Genomic DNA, 21,869 nt, shown 5'->3' with positions numbered 1-21,869 from the left:
GGGCCGGGTGACCCCTTAGTGTTGACGGCGTGACCGTGAACGCTAAGACCAGCGCGAGCGCTGGCAACACCTGGCGCAACCTGCCCGCGGCGCAGCAGCCCGAGTACCCCGATGCCGAGGCTCTGCGCGATGTGATCGCGGACCTCGAGTCGTATCCCCCGCTCGTCTTCGCGGGCGAGTGCGATCAGCTGCGCGCCCGGCTGGGAGCCGTCGCCAAGGGCGAGGCGTTCCTGCTCCAGGGCGGCGACTGCGCCGAGGCCTTCGACGCGGTGTCCGCCGACCACATCCGCAACAAGCTCAAGACCCTCCTCCAGATGGGCGCCGTGCTCACCTACGCGGCCTCCGTGCCGGTGGTGAAGGTCGGCCGGATCGCCGGTCAGTACTCCAAGCCGCGCTCCAAGCCCACCGAGACCCGCGACGGCGTGACGCTGCCGACCTACCGCGGCGACTCGGTGAACGGCTTCGCCTTCACCGAGGAGGCCCGCGTCCCGGACCCCGAGCGCCTGAAGCGGATGTACAACGCCTCCGCGTCGACGCTCAACCTGGTCCGCGCCTTCACCACCGGCGGCTACGCCGACCTGCGCCAGGTGCACGCCTGGAACCAGGACTTCGTGAAGTCCTCCCCCTCCGGCCAGCGCTACGAGCAGCTCGCCCGCGAGATCGACAACGCGCTGAACTTCATGCGGGCCTGCGGCACGGACCCGGAGGAGTTCAAGACGGTCGAGTTCTTCGCCTCCCACGAGGCGCTGCTGCTCGACTACGAGTCGGCGCTGACCCGCGTCGACTCCCGCACCGGCGATCTGTACGACGTCTCCGGCCACATGGTGTGGATCGGTGAGCGCACCCGCCAGCTCGACGGCGCGCACATCGAGTTCGCCTCCAAGATCCGCAACCCGATCGGGATCAAGCTCGGCCCGACGACCACGGCCGAGGAGGCGCTCCAGTACATCGAGCGCCTCGACCCCGAGCGCGAGCCCGGGCGTCTGACCTTCATCGCCCGCATGGGCGCGGACAAGGTCCGCGACAAGCTTCCCGAGCTGGTCGAGAAGGTCACCGCGTCCGGCGCGACGGTCGCCTGGATCACCGACCCGATGCACGGCAACACCTACGAGGCGGCCTCCGGCCACAAGACCCGCCGCTTCGACGACGTGCTCGACGAGGTCAAGGGCTTCTTCGAGGTCCACAAGGCCCTCGGCACCCACCCCGGCGGCATCCACGTGGAGCTGACCGGCGACGACGTCACGGAGTGCGTGGGCGGCGGCGACGAGATCTTCGTCGACGACCTGCACCAGCGCTACGAGACGGCCTGCGACCCGCGTCTGAACCGCAGCCAGTCCCTGGACCTGGCCTTCCTGGTCGCGGAGATGTACCGGGACCAGTAGCTCTCGCGATGACGCCGGTGGGGCACGGATCCGTGTGATCCGTGCCCCACCGGCGTATCCGGGGCTTTTGTGTACCCGACGTCGCGGGTAAGGTTAGGTTAGCCTCACCGATCAATCGGGACGGCGTTACCGATGAGTCCTGTCCGGGAGGTGAACCGCGTGTACGTCTGCAACTGTTTCGGGGTCACCGAAGCGCAGGTGAGGAAGCACGCGGCGGACGGCGCCTGCACCCCCCGCCAGATAGCGTCGGCCTGCAAGGCGGGCACGGACTGCGGTTCGTGCGTACGACGCATCCAGGCGCTGCTCGGCCGGGGCGCGTGCCCACGCCGTGAGCTCGTGGACCAGGGGGAGCCGGTGCTCTCCGGCCTGGACGAGGCGGCCTAGCCCTCCGGCTGCTCGATGAGCTGCGCGATGTACAGCGGCTCGCCGAGCTTCTCGACCAGCTCCAGCTGGGTGTCGAGATAGTCGATGTGGTGCTCCTCGTCCTCGAGGATCGACTCGAAGATGTTCGCGGACGTGATGTCGCCCTTGGCGCGCATCACCTCGATCCCGCGCTTGAGGCGGTCGATCGCCTCCGCCTCGATCTGGCGGTCCGCCTGGAACATCTCGGTGACGGACTGGCCGATGCGTACGTGGAACAGCCGCTGGTAGTTGGGCAGGCCGTCGAGGAACAGGATCCGGTCGGTGAGCACCTCGGCGTGCTTCATCTCGTCGATCGACTCGGACCGGGTGTACTTGGCGAGCTTCGTCCAGCCGTTGTTCTCCTGCATCTTGGCGTGCAGGAAGTACTGGTTGATCGCCGTGAGCTCGGCGGTCAGCTGCTCGTTGAGGAATTCGATGACCTCGGGGTCGCCCTGCATCGCAGAGGCTCCTTCCAAGCGGGGGACTGGCAGGTAGCGCGCATCCTTGCACTGGCGTCCGAGGGGCGTCCAGTAAGTGCACGCTTAGTAGGAGTTGCCCGAATCCGCGTATACCTGGTCACGTCCACTGCTTCCGGTCTGTCAGGATGGAGCCATGGGTCAGCCGGTGGGTCGCACATCTCGAGACGTAGTGGAGCCGGACCTTCCGCCGGGGCAGCGACTGCAGCGCGGCTGGCCGGTCACGCACTACGGCCCGGTCCCCAAGTTCCGCCCGGAGCGCTGGGACTTCAGGGTCTTCGGCGCCACCGCCGACGGCGAGAAGCACTCCTGGACGCACGAGGAGTTCTCGGCCCTTCCGTACACGACGGTGGTCGCCGATCTGCACTGCGTCACGAAGTTCAGCATGCTCGGCGCCGAATGGGGCGGCGTGCTCGCCCGTGATCTGACCGCCCTCGCGCCGCCCGCGCCGACCGCGACCCACGTGATGGTCTGGGCCGAGTACGGCTTCAGCTCGAACCTGCGCCTCGCGGACTTCCTCAGCGACCGCACGATCTTCGCCACGCACAAGGGCGGCGAGCTGCTGACCGCCGAGCACGGCTTCCCGCTGCGCCTCGTGGTGCCCCACCTGTACGCCTGGAAGGGCCCCAAGTGGGTCCGGGGCATCGAGTACATGACCGCCGACCGCCGCGGCTTCTGGGAGGAGCGCGGCTACCACAACATCGGCGACCCCTGGCGCGAGCAGCGCTACTCGTACCAGGAAGAGCCCGGGGACGGCCCCGAGCTCTGAGGCGCGGGGTCAGCAGTCGCGGAGCTCCTTGAGCCGGGCCACGTCCGCCGCGTGCCCCTCCTTGCCGCCGGGCGTCTCGATGATCAGCGGTACGCCGTCCGTCGCCGGGTGGGCCATCAGCTCGCGGAACGCCTCGGCGCCGATGTGGCCGGTGCCGATGTTCTCGTGCCGGTCCTTGTGCGCGCCGACGACGTCCTTGGAGTCATTGGCGTGCACCAGCTTCAGACGGCCCTCGCCGACGGTGTCGACGAGCAGGTCGAGCGTCTGCTTCACCCCGCCGGGACCGGCCAGGTCGTGCCCGGCCGCGAAGACGTGGCAGGTGTCCAGGCAGACGCCGAGCTTAGGGTGGGCGTCCAGGGCCTCGAAGTACGGGCCGAAGTCCCAGGTGCGGGAGCACAGCGACGCGCCCTGGCCCGCGGTCGACTCCAGGAGCAGGAACGGGTCGTCGTCGTGCGTCAGTTCGTCGAGCAGCGGCAGCATGTGCTCGCGCACCTGCCGCAGCGCCACCTCGCGGTGGCGGCCGCCGGTGGCCGAGCCGGTGTGCACGACCACGCCGAGCGCGCCGATCTCGCGCCCGCGGCGCAGCGAGTGCCGCAGCGACTCCACGGACTTCTCGACCGTGGCCTCGGTGTGCGAGCCGAAGTTGATGAGGTACGGGGCGTGGACGTACGCCGGGATCCCCTCGGCGGCACAGGCCGCGCGGAACGCCTCGTCCTGCTCGGGGTTGCCCGCGGGCGTCGCCCAGCCGCGCGGGTTGGCGACGAAGACCTGGACGGCCTCCGCGGCGAGGTCGCGGGCGTAGGCGAGGCCGATGCGGGCCAGGCCGCCGGCGACGGGGACGTGGCTGCCGATGAGGGACTTCTTGCTGCTCATTCGATCCAGGGTGGCACGCCGCCGGGGGTGCTCCCGACCGGGGGCGCCCCTTGCGACACGGTTCCAGCCCCTCCGGCGTGCGGAGCGGGCGTCCGGGGGCGGTGCCCCCGGACGGTCAGCGGATCTTGATGGTGATCGTCGACCCCTTGGGGGCCTCGTCGCCCGGGTCCACCGACTGGTCCTTGACCGTGTCGCCGAAGATCCCGAGCAGGCCCCGGTCCTTTTCGACGTCGAACCCCGCGGCCTCCAGCTTGTCCGTGGCCTCGTCGACGCTCATCCCCTCGACGTCGGGGACCTCCACCATCTCGGGCCCCTTGGACAGGGTCAGCGTCACCGTGTCGCCCCCGGCGAGCCGCTCGTCCGGCTCGGGGGACTGCTTGGCCACGGCCCCCTTGTCCTCGTCGGAGAAGACCCGCGTCGGCGCGATCTTCACCTTGAGGCCCGCCTCCTCCAGCTCCTCGCGCGCGTCGCTCTCCGAGTCGCCGGTGACGTCCGGCACCTCGATGGGGGTGCCCTTGCTCACGAGCAGGGCGACGGCGGTGCCCGTCCTGCGGACCGTGCCGGGCTTCGGCTCCGTGCTGATCACGGAGCCCCTGGCCACGTCCTCGCTGAAGGTCCTGGTGACCATTCCGGCGCCGAGCCCGGCGTCGTCGAGCTTGTCCTTCGCCTCGGAGAGCGGCGTGCCCTCCAGGTCGGGGACCTTCACGGTCTGCGGGCCCAGCGAGACGGTGAGCGTCACCTTGCCGTTCTGGCGGATGCGGTCGCCCACGTCGGGGTCGGTGGCGATGACCGTGCCGCGCTTGTCGGTGTCGCTGTACTTGCCCTGGACCTTGCGCACGTCGAGCCCGACGTCGTCGAGCCGCGCGCGGGCCTCCTTCTCGGTCTTGGCGAGCACCGCGGGGACCGTCGTGAACTGGCCGGAGTTGATGTACCAGACGCCCGCGCCGACGCCCAGGACGAGCAGCGCGGCCGCTATCGCCAGGGTTATCCCGCGCCGGGCGAGCAGCCGCCGCCGGATGCGCTCCTTGAGGGAGGCGGGGCGGGCGGCCGGTGCCCCGGCGGGGCGCGGCGGGGGCTGCGGGGTGCGCAGCACACTGGTGCGGTTGAGCCCGTCCTGCCCGTTCTGCCCGACCCGCCCCGGGTTTCCGACGTCCCGGGTGGCGGGCAGCGGCAGTTGCACCGCACCCCCCGCGCGCGGGATGACGCTCGTACGGTCCTCGGAAGCGTCGTGCGCGGCGTGCTCCGACGTGCGGGCCAGCGGCGGCACCGTGTCCAACTGCTCGGCGGTGAGCGCGAAGCGCGCCTCCCGCAGCAGCGCGAGCAGCGCCACCGCGTCGTACGGGCGCAGATCGGGGTTGCGGGCGGTGGCCGTCGCGACCAGCTCGTCCAGTTCGTAGGCGAGGCCCGGCACGGCGGCGGACGGCGGCGGCACGTCCTCGTTCAGGTGCTGGTACAGGACCTGTGCGGGGGAGTCGCCGGAGTGCGGCTTGGCGCCGGTCAGCATCTCGTACAGGACGACCCCGGACGCGTACACGTCCACGCGGGTGTCCGCCGTGCCGTGCTCGATCTGCTCGGGGGCCAGGTACGACACCGTGCCGAGGACGGTGCCCGTGGTGTTCGTGACCGAGTCCACCGCGCGGACGAGGCCGAAGTCGGCGACCTTGACCCGGCCGTCGTCCCCTATGAGGACGTTCTCGGGCTTCATGTCGCGGTGCACGAATCCGGCGCGGTGCGCGGCGCCGAGGGCGGCGAGGACCGGCTCCAGGATGTCGAGGGCGGCCCGCGGCCGCAGCGCGCCGCGCTCGCGGAGCACGTCGCGCAGGGTGCAGCCCTCGACGTACTCCATCGCCAGGTACACGTACGGGCCGTCGGTGCCCTGGTCGAAGACCCCGACCACGTTCGGGTGGGCGAGCCGGGCGACGGACTTGGCCTCGCGGATGAAGCGCTCGACGAACGAGGCGTCGGCGGCCAGCGTCGGGTGCATCACCTTGAGCGCGAGCACGCGGTCGAGGCGGGTGTCCACGGCCCGGTAGACCGTGGCCATCCCGCCGACCGCGATCCGCCCGTCCACGCGATACCGCCCGTCGAGCACCTGCCCGACGAGGGGGTCCTTAAGGGTCGTGTCCACGCAGGGAGTCTACGAGCCGCCACTGACGCCGAGGCCGCCCCGGGCCCCGCCCGGGGCAGACTGCAGCGGAGCTGTGACCGAGCCCACGGCCTCAGAAGGCGGGCCGCTCCGGGTCAAGGGCCGCGAGGCCCGTCGCGGGGGACGACGCCTCGGCGAAGTGCCGCCGGGGGATCCGCCCGGCCCGCCGGGCCAGGTGACCGGCGACGACCGCGTGGCTCATGGCCTCCGCCATGAGGACCGGCTCCCGTGCCCGGGTGACCGCGGAGGCCAGCATCACCCCGGCGCACCCCAGCTCCATCGCGAGCGCCACGTCGGACGCCGTACCGGCGCCCGCGTCCAGGATCACCGGCACGCGCGCGTGCTCCACGATGAGCTGGAAGTTGTGCGGGTTGCGGATGCCGAGCCCGGAGCCGATGGGGGAGCCGAGCGGCATGACGGCCGCGCAGCCGGCGTCCTCCAGCTTCCGGGCAAGGACGGGGTCGTCGTTCGTGTAGGGAAGGACGGTGAAGCCGTCGTCGACGAGGGTCTCCGCGGCGTCGAGCAGCTCCACGGGGTCGGGCAGGAGCGTGCGCTCGTCGGCGATCACTTCCAGTTTCACCAGGTCGGTGCCGAGCGCCTCGCGCGCGAGACGGGCGGTGAGCACGGCCTCGCCCGCGGTGAAGCAGCCCGCCGTGTTGGGCAGGACGCGGATGCCGAGGCGCTCCAGGACGGACAGGACGGAGCCGTGCGTACCCGGGTCGACGCGCCGCATCGCGACGGTGGTCAGCTCCGTCCCCGAGGCCACCAGGGACCGTTCGAGGACGTCGAGGCTCGGCGCTCCGCCCGTGCCCATGATCAGCCGGGACGACAGCGTGAGGCCGCCGATGACGAGGGAGTCGTCCGCCATGTCGTCAGCCTCCTTGGACGGCGGTGAGGACTTCGACGCGGTCGCCGTCCCGGAGCGCGGTGGTGGCCCACTGCGCGCGCGGGACGACGGTCTCGTTGAGGGCCGCGGCGACGCCGGACGGGGCGGCGGTCAGCTCGGCGACGACGACGTCGAGCGTGGTGCCCGCGGCGACGTCGTGGGCCTCGCCATTGACCGAAATGGCGGAGACGGCGGGGGGCGTGGTCATACGGGCAGCTCCGAGAGGTGCTGGGAAGCGGCGGGGGCGGTCGCGGCGAAGCGTCGCGGCGTGAACGGCCGGGCCTCGTCGGGCAGTTCGCCGGTGGTCAGGACGTGTGCCATGACGTCGCCCGTGACGGGGGTCAGGAGGACGCCGTTGCGGTAGTGGCCGGTGGCCAGGTGCAGGCCCGGCAGGGCGGTGGGCCCGAGCAGCGGCGCGTTGTCGGGCGAGCCGGGGCGCAGTCCGGCCCGGGTCTCCACCAGCGGCAGCTCCGTGATGCCGGGGACCAGCTCGTGGGCGTCGCGCAGCAGCTCGTACACGCCGCCCGCGGTGACCGTGGTGTCCCAGCCGAGCTCCTCGCTGGTCGCGCCCACGACGAGTTCGCCGCTCAGCCGGGGCACCAGGTAGACGTGGCTGCCGCGGACGACGGCGCGCACGGTGCGGTTCAGGAACGGCGCGTACCGCTCGGGCACGGTGAGCCTGAGGACCTGGCCCTTGACTGGCCGCACCGGCGGCAGCACGTGCTCGGGGACCCCGGCGATGCGCCCGCTGAGGCTGCCCGCCGCGAGGACGGTCTGCCCGGCGTCGAGCGCGGTGCCGTCGGTGAGGACGACACCGGTGGCGCGGTCCCGTACGACGACGAGTTCCCGCACCCACGCGCGCGTGAAGGCCACGGAGGCCCGCTCGCACGCCACGAGGAGGGCCGCGGTGAGCCTGCGCGGGTCGACCTGGTGGTCGCCGTCGACGCGCAGGCCGCCGCGCACCCCGGGGGCGAGCATCGGTTCGAGGCGGCGGCACTCGCGGCCGCTCAGCCACTCCGACCGCAGCCCCGACCGCTGCTGGAGGAGGTGCAGTTCGCGCAGGTGGGCCCGGTCGTCGGCGTCGAGCGCGACGGCCAGCGTGCCGCACGCGCGGTAGCCGATGTCCTCGCCGGACGCCTCCGTCAGCTCGGCGGCGAAGTCCGGGTAGCGCCGGGCGGAGGCCAGATTCAGGCCGAGCAGCGTCTGCTCGCCGTGGTGCAGCTCGGTGACGGCGGCCAGCATGCCCGCGGCGACCTGCGCGGCGCCGCCGCCGGGTTCGGGGTCGACGACGGTGACGGACAGGCCGCGCCGCGCGGCCCGCCAGGCCGTGACGAGCCCGATGACGCCGCCGCCGACGACCAGGACGTCCGCGGTGCGACCGGTCGGTGGTGGCGGCGACGGCGACGGCGGTGGTGACGTACGAGAAGGTGACGTACGGGAATCGGACGCGTTCGGTGGTTTCGTACGGGAACGCATGGGCGTCCAGCCCCTCCCTTCGCCGGCATGACCCGGATCAGGTTCGTACGGTCGGAGGCCGTCCCAGCCTCCCTCTCAGCCCGGTCGTCCGGGCTCCCGCGAGTGCTCTGCACCGGCCACCCTAGCCCGTCGCCCGCCGGGCCGGTAAGCCCGTCGTGTTCAGGCGCCGGGGGGCCGTCCTACAGTTGATCGGGTGAGCGAAGAGCGGAAGCGGGCGGGACAGCGGGTCGTCATCGTGGGCGCGGGCATGGCCGGGGTGCAGACGGCCGTGGCGCTGCGCGAGCGGGGGTTCACCGGCACGGTCACCGTGCTCGGCGCGGAGCCGCACCAGCCGTACGACAGGCCGCCGCTGTCCAAGGCGGTGCTGCTGGGCAACGCCGAGGGCTCCGCCTTCGACATCGACTTCGAGGCCCTGGGCATCGAGCTGCGGCTCGGCGTCGAGGTCACCGGCGTCCGCCCCGCGGACCACGAGCTCGACACGGCGGCGGGCCCGGTCGGCTACGACAGCCTGGTGCTGGCCACCGGTGCCGAACCGATGCGTCTGCCCGGCTCCGACGGCGTGCCCGGGGTCCATCTGCTGCGCACGCTCGACGACGCCGAGCGGCTGCGGCCCGTGCTCGCCGAGCGGCACGACGTCGTGGTCGTCGGGGCGGGCTGGATCGGCGCGGAGTTCGCCACGGCCGCGCGGGACGCGGGCTGCGCCGTGACGGTCGTGGAGGCCTCCGGACGCCCGCTGGCGGGCGCGCTGCCCGCCGAGGTCGCGGCCCCGATGGCGGCCTGGTACGCCGAGGCGGGCGCCGAACTGCGCACCCACGCACGCGTGGCACGCGTCGAGCCGGGCGCGGTCTTCCTCGACGACGGCAGCAGGCTGCCCGCGGACGCCGTCGTCGTCGGCATCGGCGCCCGGCCCGCGACGGCCTGGCTCGCGGGCTCCGGCATCGAGCTCGGCGTCCACCGCGAGGTCGTGACCGACGACCGGCTGCGCACCTCCGCGCCCGACGTGTACGCGGTCGGCGACTGCGCGTCCTTCCCGTCGGGCCGGTACGGCGAGCGGCTCCTCGTCCACCATTGGGACAACGCCGTGCAGGGGCCGCGCACGGTGGCCGCCGCCCTCGTCGGCGAGGCGCCGGAGGCGTACGACCCGGTGCCGTACTTCTGGTCCGAGCAGTTCGGCCGCTTCGTCCAGTACGCGGGCCACCACGCGGCCGCCGACGAGCTGGTCTGGCGCGGCGACCCCGCGACCCCGTCCTGGACGGTCTGCTGGCTCCGCGACGGCGCCCTCGTGGCCGTGCTCGCGGTGGGCCGCCCCCGGGACCTGGCCCAGTCCAGGAAGCTGATCGACGCCGCCACCCCGATGGACCCGGCGTTGGTCACGGACCCGGCGGTGCCGCTGAAGAAGGCGGTCCGCGCCTAGGACGCCCTGCGCGGGGCGGGCCGTGCCGGAGCGCGACAGCACATGGGGCACGGGGCGAAGCCACGGCCCCCCGCTACCGGCACCCGGCCGGAGGTGGCACGCTTGATCCGTGACCGAGATTGACGCAAAGACCGATGCTCTCGTCCCCGCCTGGCTCCACCTCCCCGACATCGCAGAGATGCTCGACGTCGAGGTGACGCGCGTGCGGCAGCTGGTCAAGGAGGGCCAGCTGATCGCCGTGCGCCGCGGTGAGAACAGGACGCTTCAGGTACCGGCGGCCTTCATCGACGGCGACAAAGTCGTCAAGGGCCTGTCCGGAACGCTGACGCTCCTGCGGGACGACGGTTTCACCGACGAAGAGGCGCTCGAGTGGCTCTTCACCCCCGACCCGACCCTGCCCGGCACCCCCGCGCAGGCCCTGAGCGAGAATCGCGGCACGGAGGTGAAGCGCCGCGCGCAGGCGCTCGCCGTCTGACCTGACCACCATCCGGCGTACGGGCGCGGGCAGCCGCCCGGCCCGTACGCCACCGACATCCGGGGGGAACGTTCCATGGCCACCGACACGGCGGGCGGTTCCGCACGCGCCCGGCTCGCGGACGCACGGCTCTATCTGTGCGTGGACGCGCGCAAGCGCCAGGGGGACCTCCCGCAGTTCCTGGACGCCGTCCTCGCGGGCGGCGTCGACGTCGTGCAGCTGCGCGACAAGGGCATGGAGGCCGCGGAGGAGCTGGAGCACCTCCAGGTCTTCGCCGACGCCTGCCGCCGCCACGGCAAGCTCCTCGCGGTCAACGACCGCGCGGACGTCGCGCACGCCATCGGCTCCGACGTGCTGCACCTGGGCCAGGGCGACCTGCCGGTGCCGGCGGCCCGCGCGATCCTCGGCGCGGACGTCCTCGTCGGCCGCTCCACGCACGCCGAGGACGAGGCCGCCGCGGCCGCCGTCCAGGAGGGCGTGGACTACTTCTGCACCGGCCCGTGCTGGCCGACGCCCACGAAGCCGGGCAGACACGCTCCGGGCCTCGACCTCGTCCGCCACACGGCCGGGCTCGGCACGGACCGCCCCTGGTTCGCGATCGGCGGTATCGATGCGGGCAATCTGGACGAAGTGCTCGAAGCGGGCGCCCGTCGGGTGGTCGTCGTCCGTGCGATCGCGGAGGCGGACGACCCCGCCGCCGCGGCGGCGGACTTCGCGAAGCGGCTCCGTACGGTCTGACAGGACGGCGCGGTGCCCGCGCGCGGTATCGGCATACGACGGCGGCATGCGTCGGCGGCCTGCGCCTGAGGGGTACGCCGATCGCATCAATATGTACGTACACCTGTCTGATCAATAGCTTGTGAGTGTCCGAGGGGCGGACAACAGGCTGACTAAATGGACATATCACCTGCCTTTGGTTGGGTGACCGGCGCGGCCTGGCTAACCTGCCGGTATGGCCCTAGGCACTGCTTCCACCAGGACGGACCGCGCACGCACCGTGCGCGACATGCTCGCGACCGGCAAGACCACGTACTCCTTCGAGTTCTCTGCGCCGAAGACCCCCAAGGGCGAGCGGAACCTGTGGAACTCGCTGCGCAGGGTCGAGGCGGTCGCGCCGAGCTTCGTGTCCGTGACGTACGGAGCCGGTGGCTCCACGCGCGCGGGCACGGTCAAGGAGACCGAGCAGATCGTCGCCGACTCGACGCTCACCCCGGTCGCCCACCTCACCGCCGTCGACCACTCGGTCGCCGAGCTGCGCAACATCATCGGGCAGTACGCGGACGCCGGGATCCGCAACATGCTCGCGCTCCGCGGCGACCCGCCCGGCGACCCGATGGGCGAATGGGTCAAACACCCCGAAGGTCTGGCATACGCCGCCGAACTGGTCCAGCTCATCAAGGAGTCCGGCGACTTCTGCGTCGGCGTCGCGGCCTTCCCCGCGATGCACCCGCGCTCGGCCGACTGGGACTCCGACGTCCGGCACTTCGTCGACAAGTGCCGCGCGGGCGCGGACTACGCGATCACGCAGATGTTCTTCCACCCCGAGGAATACCTGCGGCTGCGCGACCGCGTGGCCGCGGCGGGCTGCGAGACACCGATCATCCCCGAGATCATGCCGGTCACGAACGTGCGCCAGCTGGAGCGACTTCCGCAGCTCAGCAACGCGGACTTCCCGCCCGCCCTCAAAGAGCGGATCCTCTCGGCACAGGACGATCCCGCCGCTGTACGCTCCATTGGTATCGAGTTCGCGACGGAGTTCTGCGCGCGGCTCCTCGCCGAGGGCGTCCCGGGGCTGCACTTCATCACGCTGAACAACTCCACGGCGACACTGGAGATCTACGAGAACCTGGGCCTGCACCAGCAGCAGGCCTGACCGGTCGTACCCGCGCGGCGGCCGCAGGGGAGAGGGGCGTACATGGGCTTGGCGGTCCTCTACTTCGCGTTCGGCGTGGTCGCGCTGTGGCTGCTCGGCGAGGTGCTGTTGCAGTACAAGGCGCGGCTGCGCTGGCGGCTCCTCGCGTTCGGCGGCTTCCTCGGCGTGGTCGTCGGCGTGCTGCTGCCGTCCGTGCTCGTGATCGCGGCGGGCGCCGTCGCCTTCGCCGTCGGGCAGACCTATGTGACGCTATCGTTCCGCCGCGGCTTCGCCAGTGGCTGGGCGGTCGGCGGGAAGCCCGGCGCCAGCAAGCGCCGCAAGGCGGGCCCCGGCGCGGCCGCCCCGCAGCCGACGCTCCAGGTCTCGGAGCTCGAGTACGAGGCGGACGCCGCCGGTCCCGGGGCGTCCGCCGAGCCCGACGCCCTTGAGTCGACGGCCATGATGGAGGTGCAGACCGCAGGACCCGGCGCGTACGCACCCGAGCCGATGCCCGACGACACCGGCCAGTACGGCGTCTATCCCGACGCCCCGCAGACCCCGCCCGCCACCGGTGAGGGCTACGCCTTCGACACCTACGCCCCCTACGACCAGCAGGGCGCACCGGCCCAGCAGGACCCCCTGCACTTCGCCTACGGCGACACGGGCGAGCAGCGGTACGCCGCCTACTCCGACCCGTACATCGGCCCGCAGACCTACGGCGCCCAGCCGAGCTACGACGCGTACGCCGACAAGGCCGCCTACGCGCCCTACGGCGGGGACACCTACGGCACCGGCTACCAGGACACCCCGCCCGGCGGCGTCTGGGTGCCGCACCAGCGCACCGGCGAAGCCGCGCCCTACGGCGCCGAACCGCCGCCCGACCAGCCCCCGTACCCGCCGTTCGACCCCGTCGACGGCGAGCCGGGGCAGGGGAACGTCTTCGGCTACGAGCCGGGGTACAACGGCGAGCAGCAGTACCGCTACTGACCTGCTGACCTCACGGACGGCTCACTGGGAGCCGCGGAACTCCGGCCCCTCGACGATCAGCCCGGCGACCAGGGTGCCGGACATGCCCGCGTGCGGAAGGCCGCCGCCGGGGTGCGCCCAGCCTCCGGCCGCGAACAGGCCCGCGACAGCCGTGCTGTTGGCGGGGTGCAGAAGGCGTCCGCCGGCCGCCGCGAGAGCGGGGGCCGGCACCGCGCCGCCGACGGCGCCGGTGGCCTCCTCGACATCGGCAGGGGTGCGCACCTCGTGCCACAGGAGGCGGTCGCGTAGATCCGGGACGGCGGACTCGGCGCGCTCGACGAGCCCTCGTACGTCCGCGTCCGTGACGGTGGCGCCCGCGGGGACCGTGGCGGTCAGGGTCACGGCCTCGTGGTCCGCGTCCGGCCTGCTCGCCGCGTCGTCCGGGCGCAGCACGGCGAGGGTCGGCGCCGCGGGGAGCCCGGGGCGCGGCCCGAAGACCCGGTCGAGCTCGTCCGCGCGGTCCGGCGTGTGCAGCACCGTGCGGTGCGGGGTGCCGTCGGGGCGGGCTCCCCGCAGGGCCAGCAGGACGGTGAGACGGCTGGGGAGGCCCGACTGCGCGGGGACGCCGCCGGGGGCGCGGACCGGTGCCGGTGTGCCCGTGCCCGGACCGGTGGCGTCGGACAGCATGGACTCAAGGGCGCGCGGCGGGACGCCCGCCACCACGAAGTCGGCGTCGACCACGGTGCCGTCCGCCAGCTCGACGCCCGCCGTGCGGCCGTCCTTGACGACGATCCGCGACACCGCCGAGCCGAAGGCGAACTCGACCCTGCGGGCCAGGCAGCGCTCGTACACCGCGTCGGCCAGCGCGCGCAGTCCGCCGCGCACCGACCAGGAGCCGAAGGTCTGCTCCAGATAGGGCAGCACGGCCGCGCTCGCGGGCGCCGTCCGCGGGTCGAGGCCGTGGGCGAGGGCGAAGTGTTCGAGGAGCGCGCACAGCCGGGGCTCGCCATCCAGCTCGAAGGCGCCGATCTCGGCGAGCGTGGCCGCGCGCCGCTCCTTGCGCAGCAGCCGGCGGCGGGCGACCGAGGGGTAGGGCTCGCGGTCGGCGAGCACCTGCCAGTTCGGCCACAGGGGCTCTTCCAGGAGGGGGCGGCGGGTGCGGTCCCAGGCCTCCCGCGCGCGGTTCATGAACGCCGACCACAGGGCGCCCGCGCCGGAGCCGAGGGCCGCGTCCAGGGCGTCGCTGACGCCCGCCCGCGACGCGTTCGGCAGGTCCGTCGTCGTGCCGTCCGCGAAGACGTGCCGGACCGCGGGCTCGACCTGCGACAGCTCGACGAGGTCCTCCAGGGGCTGCTTGCCCGTCTTCACGAACAGGTCGCGGTAGACCGCTGGCAGGTGCAGCAGGGCCGGGCCCGTGTCGAAGCCGAAGCCGTCGCGCTCCACGCGGCCGACCGCGCCGCCGTACGTGTGCGAGCGCTCGTGCACCACCACCCGGTGGCCCGCGACGGCCAGCCGGGCGGCGGCCGTCATCGCGCCCATCCCGGCGCCGATCACCACAATCCGTGCCATGCCAGGGACTTTATCCGCCGCCACTGACAACGCCGTCGGCCGCCCGCCGCTACGGCCCCCGGTCCGCCGCGGCCGCCAGGTGGCGCTCCTCGCGGCGCTGCGCCCTGCGCCGCAGGAACCGGCGGATGCGCGAGGCGAGGAAGGCGAGCAGCAGTACGCCGAGGAGCAGCAGTACGCCCGCGATGACCGCCGCGGCCTCGGGGTGGAACATCGCGAAGGTGACCACCCCGCCGACGCCGAGGTCCTCCGCGGTGCTCAGGATCGCGTTGCTGAAGGGCTCCGGCGAGGTGTTGACCGCCATCCGCGTCCCGGCCTTCACGGCGTGGCTCGCAAGGGCCGTGGAGCCGCCGATCGCGCCCGCCGCCACGTCCGGGAGCGAGCCGCTCTGCCCGGCGAGGAGCGCGCCCACCCAGGCGCCGGACAGCGGCCTGATGACCGTGTGCACGGCGTCCCACACCGAGTCCACGTACGGGATCTTGTCGGCGACGGCCTCGCAGGCGAAGAGCACGCCCGCGGCGATCAGCACCCCCGGGCTCTGCAGCGACTCGGGCACGTCGTCGGAGAGCCCCGTGGCGCCGAACACGCCGAGCAGCAGGACCACCGCGTAGGCGTTGATCCCGCTGGCCCAGCCGCTGGTGAACACCAGGGGAAGTACGGACACGGACGTGATCGTAACTAGCAAGCGACGTTCCGGCCTGCGCTTGAGCGCCCGGGCCTGAGTATCCGTACCTAGGGACGGAGATGAGTACGCGCGCGGATGGGGTCCGACGTGCGCGGACGGGAGAGTGATGACACGGAGAAGGGCGCGGCACCGGCACCGCCGACACGGGGCGGCGGAACGGGGCGGCGCCCTTGGCCGCTCCTCCCCCCTTCGCAGGGCGGGAGCGAGGTGACGGGGGCGACCGGGGGAACGACCACGGGGGTCGCTGGGGGGACCGAGTGGGCGCCGGTCCGGTGTGCCTGTGCCAGGCCGCACCGGACCGGCGCCGTGCGACGGGGGACGCGTACGAACGGGTGAACCGGAGGCCGTGGGCCACCGGTGGACCGCCGGGGTCAGCGGCTGCCGCTCACCCGCCCCTGGAGCAGCCGGGACAGCGCCGCGTGCACGTCGTCGAGCGAGCGCTCCGGCTGGAAGGACTGCCAGTCGAGCGCGGCAACCAGGACCATGCCGACGAGCGCCGCCGCCGTCAGGGGGATGTCGATCTCCTCGCTGAGCTCGCCGTTCGCGACGCCCGCGCGCAGGACGTCCTCGACCACGGCGACGGCCTGCTGGCGGACGACCATCAGGGTGGACTGCCAGGCCCGGTTCGTGCGCCACAGCTCGGCGACGTACAGCTGGGTGAAGGCCGGGTAGCGGTCGATGAACAGGAGGCCCGCGCGGATCATCGCGTCCAGCGCGTCGACCTTGCTGCCGCCCTCCAGGACGGTCCGCTCGGCGGCGTCCTTCAGGGAGGCGGTGAGCAGGCCGACGCCGTGCCGCAGCAGCTCTTCGAAGAGGACGGACTTGCTGGCGAAGTTGTAGTAGACCGTGCCTTTCGCGACGCCCGCCCGTTCGGCGATCTCGTCAACTGTCGTGGCGGAGAACCCTTGTTCCGCGATGAGGGTGACGGCGGCCTCGTACAACTTCTGCCTGGTGGCCTCACGCCGCGTGCTGCTCGCGCTGCTTTCCATGTGCCTGATTTTCACAGGTCCCGTCCCGTTCACAGGCTCAGCTCCGGATGCAGCCGGTCGAGTGTCCACACCTGTTTGCGGCGCGCGGTGACGGCGGTGAGCGCGAGGGCGCCCGCGGTGAAGGCCGCGAGGACCGCGCACGCCTGCCAGACCGGGCCGAGACCGCCGCCCGTGATGAGCCTCCTGAGGGCGTCGACGACGTAACTCATCGGCAAGTAGGGGTGGATCGCGCGGAAGAAGCCCGGGCTCGTCTGCACGGGGTACGTGCCGCCCGCCGATGTCAGCTGGAGCATCAGGACCGCGAGCACGAGGATGCGCCCCGCCGCCCCGAAGCGGGCGTTCAGCCACTGCACGATCGCCGCGAAGCAGGCCGTCACCAGGGCCAGGAAGCCGATGGTCCCGGCCGCCCGCGTCATCTGGAGGCCGAGGCCCCAGTGCAGCACGGACATCAGGGCGGCCACTTGCAGCACCCCGAGGGCCGCGACCGGCAGCCAGCCCGCGAGCGCGACGCGCCACGCGGACGCGCCCGCGGCGAGCGCGCGCCGGTTGAGCGGCTGGATCAGCATGTACGCCACCATCGCGCCGACCCACAGGGACAGCGGGATGAAGTAGGGGGCGAAGCCGGTGCCGTAGTTGGGCGCCTTGTGCAGGGACCGGGAGGCGAGCTGCACCGGGTCGGCCATGACGTCGGTGCGCTGGTCGCGGTCCTTCTTGTCGTAGTCGGGGATCTTCTTGACGCCGTCGTGCAGGCCGCCCGCCAGCTTCTGGGAGCCGTCGGCCAGTTTGAACATGCCGCCTTCGAGGTCGCTCGCGCCCGTCTCCAGCTTGCCGACGCCCGTGTCCAGGTCCGTGGCTCCGGTCTTGGCGGTGCCGAGGCCCGTGTGCAGCTTCTTGGCGCCCTTGGCGACGTCCCCGGCACCCTTGTTGAGCGTGTTGACGTCCCGGACGGTTTTCTCCAGCTTCTCGTCCAGGTGCGGTGCGCGGTCGGCGAGGCCCTGGGCCTTCTTCTGGAGCGTGGCGAGGCTCGTGTCGAGTTGCTTCAGATCGCCGTTCTGGTCCTTGACCAGCGTGTCGACGTCCCCGGCGATGGTCGAGACGTCGGCCGCGACCTCCTTGGCCTTCTTCAGCTTCGGGCACCAGGAAGGGGCCTCGGGAGCCTGTCGGCACTGCTCTTCGTAGAGGCTGTCCAGGGCGGCCGACGCCTCCTTGGCGTCGGTGGCCGCCTTGGGGGCCCTCTCGACCAGGGTGCTCAGGTTGTGGCGGACCGCCTTGGAGGAGTCGGCGACGAGCTGTGCGCTGTCGCCGAGGGTCTTGCCGTTGTCCTTCAGGTACGGCCGTACCTTGGCCGCCTCGCCGTTGACGCGGTCGGCCAGCTTCCGCGTGCCGTCCGCGACGCGGCGTGAGCCGTCCTCCAGGTCACCCGCGCCGGTGTGCAGCTTCCTGATGCCCGAGGCGAGGTCCCCGCTGCCGCCCTTGGCCTTCTTCAGGCCGTCGACGAGGTCCTTGGAGCCCTTCTTCGCCTTTCCGATGCCGCCTTCGAGCTTGTCGGCGCCCTTGGCCGCCTTCTCCGTCGCCCCGTGGATGTCGGAGAACGAGATGAAGATCTTGTCGAGGAAGCCGCGCGAGGCCTTCGTGGAGGCCGCCGTGCGGACCTCCGAGAACACCGTGCGGGAGATCTGCCCGACGATGTAGTTGTTCGCGTCGTTCGTGCGGACCCGGAGGGCCCCCGTCTCCGGAGAGGCGCCCGAGCTCGACGCGACGCGCTTGCTGAAGTCGGACGGCATGGTCAGCGAGAGGTAGTACGTGCCGTCCTCGACGCCCTCGCGGGCCTCGGCGGCGCTCACCTCGCGCCAGTCGAAGGTTTCGCTGTCCCGCAGCTTCTTGACGATGCCGTCGCCCGCCGCGAGCTTCTTGCCGTCGACCTTGGCGCCCTTGTCGTCGTTCACGAGGGCCACGGGGATCCGGTCGAGGTGGCCGTACGGATCCCAGAACGAGCACAGGTACAGCGCGCCGTACAGCAGGGGGAGCAGCAGGAGCGCGACGAGTGCCGCGCGCGGGAGCCTGCCCCTGCCGAAGCGCTTGAGCTCAAGCGCGGCGAGCTTCGGGGAACGCATCCGCCGTCTCCTTGTCGTCGTCGGTCGGGTCGGCGGCGCCCTCGCCTTCGGCGGGGGAGGGCGGGGTGCTGGACGAGCCCGCCGCGGTCGAAACGACGACCGCGCCCTCGGGGGCCTCACTGCACACGGCCACGACCGTCGTCCCGCGCGCGGCGACGGACCGCAGGAGGTCCCAGGCGGCGTCCCGTTCGGCGTCCGACAGCTTGAGGTCGGTGTCGTCGACGCCGAGCAGCCGGGGGCGCCCGATGAGCGCGAGCGCCACCGAGAGCCGCAGCGCGTCGAGGCGCTCCAGGTCCCGCACCGGCGTCCGCGAGCCCTTGGGGAGCGCGCCGACGTCGAGCCCGGCGTCCCTGAGCGCGATGTCGATCCGCAGCCGGGACTCGGTCGCCCGCTCCGCGCGCGGGCGCAGCAGCACGCGCAGCGAGCCCGTGTACCGCCGCTCCAGGAGCGCGCGCTCCCGCAGGTGCTCGGCGACGGTCAGTGCGGGGTCGAGGTCGTTGACGCCGGGGACCGGGCCGAGCGCGCTGGTCCGGCGCACCGCGGCGAGCTGACCGGGCAGCCGGGCGCGGCCCACGGACGCCGTGCCCTCGGTGGTCCGCATGCGCCCCGTGAGCGCGAGCAGCAGAGAGGTGCGGCCGGACCCGGAGGGGCCTTCGACGGCGATGAGCGCGCCCGGCTCCGCGGTGAAGCCGATGCCGCGGAACGCCCAGCCCCGTGGCCCCTGGAGTCCGAAGTCCGCCGCGCTGACGGCGGCGCCGTGCGAACCGTTCACGGTCTTCCTCGCCTTTCCACGTCGTCCGAAGCGTGCGAGCCGAAAAGTCGGCAAGCCGAATGCCTGGGGGTGCCCGCGGGCCGGGGCCCGCGAGTCGGCCCCGCGAGTCGGCCCCGTGGGCCGGTGCTCGTGAGCCGAAGTCGTTGCGTGAAGTTTTTGAACTGACCAGTCAGTACAAAAGGTAGCCCGAACCTCCGATCGAGGCAAAGGGCCAGGTCAGCGCGGATTGTCAGTGGCGTACCCCACGATGGGCACATACGGCCACTGCGCCGTCACACAGACGACAGGAGGTTCGTCATGGCCCGTTCGCACGCAGCGGCCGCCGCACCCCGGCGCCGCGCCGCAGGCCCTGCCCCCTCACTGACCGGCCCGGCGAGCGACGTGCACCCCGTCCTGCGCCGCGCCACGGCCCCGCCCGCCGCCCTCGAACTGCTCGCCCAGGCCCGCGCCGGACTCGACGAGGCCGCCCGCCTGGACCCTCCGAACGAGCGCTATGCCACGGCCCACCTGGCCGCCCTGCGCACCGCGGCCGCGGTCCTCGCCGCCCGCGGCCGCCCCGAGCTCAACCCCCGGCGCAGGCAGCGCATCCGCAGCGCCTGGGAAGTGCTGCCCGAGATAGCCCCCGAGCTGACCGAGTGGAGCGCCCTGTTCGCCTCCGGCGCCGCCCGCAGGGCCCGCGCCGAAGCGGGCATCCAGGGCGCGGCCAGCATCCGCGACGCCGACGACCTGCTGCGCGACGCGGCGATGTTCCTCCGCCTCGTCGAGCGGATGCTGGTCCTCCAGCCGGTCCTCCCGCAAGCGCGCCAGGAGTCACCCGATGCGGGCTGACCTGGGCGTGCGCCACGCGGCCCGAGCGAGTCCCGCGGCGCACGCCTGGCCCGGGCGCGGCCGGGTGTCGGCGTGAGCGGCCGCCCGCGCCGCCCGCCCCCGCGGATGCCGGGGCACGGCTCCAGAGGCAATAGGGTGGGATCGCCCGTACCCGAACAGCCCGCCGACACCCAGGCGGAGCCGCGCCGAGGAGTCAACTGCCGTGTCGGACCCGATGCGCCCGCCCGCCTCCCCCCGTCACCCGCAGACGGCGTCGCTGCGCTCCGACCCCCCTCGCCCGCGCGCTTCCCTCCGTACGGCCGTGGTCTGGGACGTCCTGAAGGACGCCCTCGACCGCCGCGTCAAGGCCACCGCGGGCGACGCCCCCGGCGGTCTCGAGGTCCTGGACACCGGCGGCGGCAGCGGCAACTTCGCGGTACCCGTGGCCCGCCTCGGCCACCGCGTCACGGTCGTCGACCCCAGCCCCAACGCGCTGTTCGCGCTGGAGCGCCGCGCCGCCGAGGCGGGCGTCGCCGACCGCGTGCGCGGCGTCCAGGGCGACGTGCACGGCCTCTTCGACGTCGTCGAGCGCGGCGGTTACGACGCGGTGCTGTGCCACGGAGTCCTGGAGTACGTGGACGACCCGGCCGAAGGCGTGCGCAACGCCGTCGGCGCGCTGCGCCCCGCCGGCGTCCTGAGCCTGCTCGCCGCGGGCCTCGGCGGCGCCGTCATCGCCCGCGCCCTCGCCGGTCACTTCACCGAGGCCCACAAGGCGCTGGAGGACCCGGCCGGGCGCTGGGGCGAGGGCGACCCGGTGCCGCGGCGCTTCACCGCCGAGCAGCTCACCGAGCTGGTCGAGGGTGCGGGCCTGCGGGTGGGCGGCGTGCACGGCGTGCGCGTCTTCGCCGACCTCGTGCCCGGCGTCCTCGTCGACACCGAGCCCGGCGCCCTGGAGGCCCTCCTGAAGCTGGAGGCGGCCGCCGCCGAGCTGTCCGCGTTCCACTCCGTGGCCACCCAGCTGCACGTGCTCGGCGAGACGCCCGAGGCGAGCGGGGCCTGAGCTCCGACCGGCCGCTGGGACTCCTGTGACGCCTGGGGCTACCTCGCTGATCAGGGGCGCAGCAGCACATGGAGTACGCCACAGGCCCCCCGAACGGGCTACGGGCGCCGTATGATCGAGGGACACCGTCCGGCATGACAGACCGGCCGCTGGGGAATGCAGGCTTCAGCGAGCCGGAGCGACCTGACGGTCCGGTTTGGCGAAGTTGGCGCAGAGGGGCGGGTTTCACGGGGGCGATTCCCTGCCTATCCTGAAGGGGACCCCCCGGTCGCCCCGGCGACTGCACGATGAGGAGGACTCCGTGCCGCTCTCGGAGCACGAGCAGCGCATGCTCGAGCAAATGGAGCGAGCGCTGTACGCCGAAGATCCCAAGTTCGCGACAGCGCTTGAGGGAAGCGGGCTGCGTACGTACACCCGGAAGCGGGTCTACCAAGCGGTCGCGGGCTTCCTGGTGGGTATCGCCCTTCTCATGGCCGGAATGGTCGCCCAGCTGATCTGGGTGAGCGTGGTGGGATTCCTCGTCATGCTGGGATGCGCGGTGCTCGCCGTCACCGGTTGGCGCAAGGCGCCCAAGCCGGGCGAGCAGGCCCCCGGCGCCCCCAGTGGACCCACCGCCGCCCCGCACGGGCGGCGGCAGCATCAGCCCAGGCAGCGGCGGTCCGTGATGGACCGCATCGAGCAGCGTTGGCAGCGTCGCAGGGACGAGCAGCAAGGCGGCCAATAGCCTCCGAGGGTCCCCCGCCGCGCCTGACTTCTCTG

Annotated in this window: 22 protein-coding genes and 1 riboswitch; of the genes, 11 read left to right on the top strand and 11 right to left on the bottom strand. The window is 72.9% G+C overall.

Annotated features, from left to right (window positions below; all coding sequences use genetic code 11):
- Nucleotides 1-29: 29 nt before the first annotated feature.
- A complete protein-coding gene (locus tag CP982_RS12355) occupies nt 30-1,382 on the top strand; it encodes a class II 3-deoxy-7-phosphoheptulonate synthase (RefSeq protein ID WP_150510569.1) in 1,353 nt (450 codons plus the stop codon).
- 132 nt (nt 1,383-1,514) lie between these two features.
- Nucleotides 1,515-1,766: a (2Fe-2S)-binding protein gene (locus tag CP982_RS12350; RefSeq protein WP_150510568.1), complete on the top strand. Its 252-nt coding sequence runs from the start codon at nt 1,515-1,517 to the stop codon at nt 1,764-1,766.
- Here CP982_RS12350 and bfr read toward each other — a convergent pair.
- Nucleotides 1,763-2,242: a bacterioferritin gene (bfr, locus tag CP982_RS12345; RefSeq protein ID WP_150510567.1), complete on the bottom strand. Its 480-nt coding sequence runs from the start codon at nt 2,240-2,242 to the stop codon at nt 1,763-1,765. The genes CP982_RS12350 and bfr overlap by 4 nt on opposite strands.
- A 154-nt stretch (nt 2,243-2,396) precedes the next feature.
- Here bfr and CP982_RS12340 point away from each other — a divergent pair, with 154 nt between their 5' ends.
- Nucleotides 2,397-3,029: a sulfite oxidase-like oxidoreductase gene (locus CP982_RS12340; protein ID WP_144002981.1), complete on the top strand. Its 633-nt coding sequence runs from the start codon at nt 2,397-2,399 to the stop codon at nt 3,027-3,029.
- A 9-nt stretch (nt 3,030-3,038) separates the two neighbouring features.
- Here the strand turns inward: CP982_RS12340 and CP982_RS12335 are convergent, their stop codons facing one another.
- The 5 genes from CP982_RS12335 to thiO form a co-directional block, all read right to left on the bottom strand.
- Nucleotides 3,039-3,902 (bottom strand): deoxyribonuclease IV, encoded by an 864-nt coding sequence (locus tag CP982_RS12335; protein ID WP_150510566.1) that lies wholly within the window; start codon nt 3,900-3,902, stop codon nt 3,039-3,041.
- A gap of 115 nt (nt 3,903-4,017) precedes the next feature.
- Nucleotides 4,018-6,030, bottom strand: coding sequence for a Stk1 family PASTA domain-containing Ser/Thr kinase (gene pknB / locus CP982_RS12330; protein WP_150510565.1), 2,013 nt, complete (start codon nt 6,028-6,030; stop codon nt 4,018-4,020).
- A 91-nt stretch (nt 6,031-6,121) separates the two neighbouring features.
- Nucleotides 6,122-6,916 carry a thiazole synthase gene (locus tag CP982_RS12325; protein ID WP_150510564.1) on the bottom strand — a complete coding sequence of 265 codons (795 nt, stop codon included), beginning with the start codon at nt 6,914-6,916 and terminating at the stop codon, nt 6,122-6,124.
- A 4-nt stretch (nt 6,917-6,920) separates the two neighbouring features.
- Entirely contained in the window at nt 6,921-7,142 is a 222-nt protein-coding gene (gene thiS, locus CP982_RS12320) for a sulfur carrier protein ThiS (protein WP_150510563.1), read from the bottom strand.
- A complete protein-coding gene (thiO, locus tag CP982_RS12315; RefSeq protein WP_150510562.1) occupies nt 7,139-8,410 on the bottom strand; it encodes a glycine oxidase ThiO in 1,272 nt (423 codons plus the stop codon). Before thiO ends, thiS begins: the two co-directional genes overlap by 4 nt.
- Nucleotides 8,408-8,520: riboswitch (TPP riboswitch) on the bottom strand. (Overlaps the previous gene by 3 nt.)
- Nucleotides 8,521-8,603: 83 nt before the next feature.
- Between thiO and CP982_RS12310 the strand changes: the two genes are divergently transcribed.
- The 5 genes from CP982_RS12310 (at nt 8,604) to CP982_RS12290 (ending at nt 13,138) form a co-directional block, all read left to right on the top strand.
- The gene (locus CP982_RS12310; protein ID WP_150510561.1) at nt 8,604-9,824 is read left to right on the top strand and encodes an NAD(P)/FAD-dependent oxidoreductase; all 1,221 of its coding nucleotides are present in this window, start codon (nt 8,604-8,606) and stop codon (nt 9,822-9,824) included.
- A gap of 109 nt (nt 9,825-9,933) precedes the next feature.
- Nucleotides 9,934-10,299, top strand: coding sequence for an Rv2175c family DNA-binding protein (locus tag CP982_RS12305; RefSeq protein WP_144002974.1), 366 nt, complete (start codon nt 9,934-9,936; stop codon nt 10,297-10,299).
- Between the two features lie 75 nt (nt 10,300-10,374).
- Nucleotides 10,375-11,037 carry a thiamine phosphate synthase gene (gene thiE, locus CP982_RS12300; RefSeq protein ID WP_150510560.1) on the top strand — a complete coding sequence of 221 codons (663 nt, stop codon included), beginning with the start codon at nt 10,375-10,377 and terminating at the stop codon, nt 11,035-11,037.
- Nucleotides 11,038-11,251: 214 nt separating this feature from the next.
- A complete protein-coding gene (gene metF / locus CP982_RS12295) occupies nt 11,252-12,172 on the top strand; it encodes a methylenetetrahydrofolate reductase [NAD(P)H] (protein ID WP_150510559.1) in 921 nt (306 codons plus the stop codon).
- A 42-nt stretch (nt 12,173-12,214) separates the two neighbouring features.
- A complete protein-coding gene (locus CP982_RS12290; RefSeq protein ID WP_150510558.1) occupies nt 12,215-13,138 on the top strand; it encodes a hypothetical protein in 924 nt (307 codons plus the stop codon).
- Between the two features lie 21 nt (nt 13,139-13,159).
- Here CP982_RS12290 and CP982_RS12285 read toward each other — a convergent pair whose 3' ends face one another.
- The 5 genes from CP982_RS12285 to CP982_RS12265 form a co-directional block, all read right to left on the bottom strand.
- Nucleotides 13,160-14,686 (bottom strand): phytoene desaturase family protein, encoded by a 1,527-nt coding sequence (locus tag CP982_RS12285; RefSeq protein WP_150510557.1) that lies wholly within the window; start codon nt 14,684-14,686, stop codon nt 13,160-13,162.
- Between the two features lie 49 nt (nt 14,687-14,735).
- Nucleotides 14,736-15,347: a DUF4126 domain-containing protein gene (locus CP982_RS12280; protein ID WP_150510556.1), complete on the bottom strand. Its 612-nt coding sequence runs from the start codon at nt 15,345-15,347 to the stop codon at nt 14,736-14,738.
- A 392-nt stretch (nt 15,348-15,739) separates the two neighbouring features.
- Nucleotides 15,740-16,357 carry a TetR/AcrR family transcriptional regulator gene (locus CP982_RS12275; RefSeq protein ID WP_030679400.1) on the bottom strand — a complete coding sequence of 206 codons (618 nt, stop codon included), beginning with the start codon at nt 16,355-16,357 and terminating at the stop codon, nt 15,740-15,742.
- Nucleotides 16,358-16,386: 29 nt separating this feature from the next.
- A complete protein-coding gene (locus tag CP982_RS12270; protein WP_150510555.1) occupies nt 16,387-18,471 on the bottom strand; it encodes a YhgE/Pip family protein in 2,085 nt (694 codons plus the stop codon).
- On the bottom strand, nt 18,443-19,243 hold the full coding sequence (locus CP982_RS12265; RefSeq protein ID WP_150510554.1) for an ATP-binding cassette domain-containing protein: 801 nt from the start codon (nt 19,241-19,243) through the stop codon (nt 18,443-18,445). Before CP982_RS12265 ends, CP982_RS12270 begins: the two co-directional genes overlap by 29 nt.
- A gap of 297 nt (nt 19,244-19,540) precedes the next feature.
- Between CP982_RS12265 and CP982_RS12260 the strand changes: the two genes are divergently transcribed.
- From CP982_RS12260 to CP982_RS12250, 3 genes are all read left to right on the top strand, one after another.
- The gene (locus tag CP982_RS12260) at nt 19,541-20,071 is read left to right on the top strand and encodes an SAV_6107 family HEPN domain-containing protein (RefSeq protein WP_150510553.1); all 531 of its coding nucleotides are present in this window, start codon (nt 19,541-19,543) and stop codon (nt 20,069-20,071) included.
- 202 nt (nt 20,072-20,273) lie between these two features.
- Nucleotides 20,274-21,110 (top strand): methyltransferase, encoded by an 837-nt coding sequence (locus tag CP982_RS12255; protein ID WP_030679388.1) that lies wholly within the window; start codon nt 20,274-20,276, stop codon nt 21,108-21,110.
- A 301-nt stretch (nt 21,111-21,411) separates the two neighbouring features.
- A complete protein-coding gene (locus CP982_RS12250; RefSeq protein ID WP_150510552.1) occupies nt 21,412-21,834 on the top strand; it encodes a DUF3040 domain-containing protein in 423 nt (140 codons plus the stop codon).
- The last annotated feature ends 35 nt before the right edge of the window (nt 21,835-21,869 follow it).

The organism is Streptomyces spectabilis (genome assembly GCF_008704795.1).
Classification (GTDB): domain Bacteria; phylum Actinomycetota; class Actinomycetes; order Streptomycetales; family Streptomycetaceae; genus Streptomyces; species Streptomyces spectabilis.
This window is presented reverse-complemented; position numbering and strand designations above follow the sequence as displayed.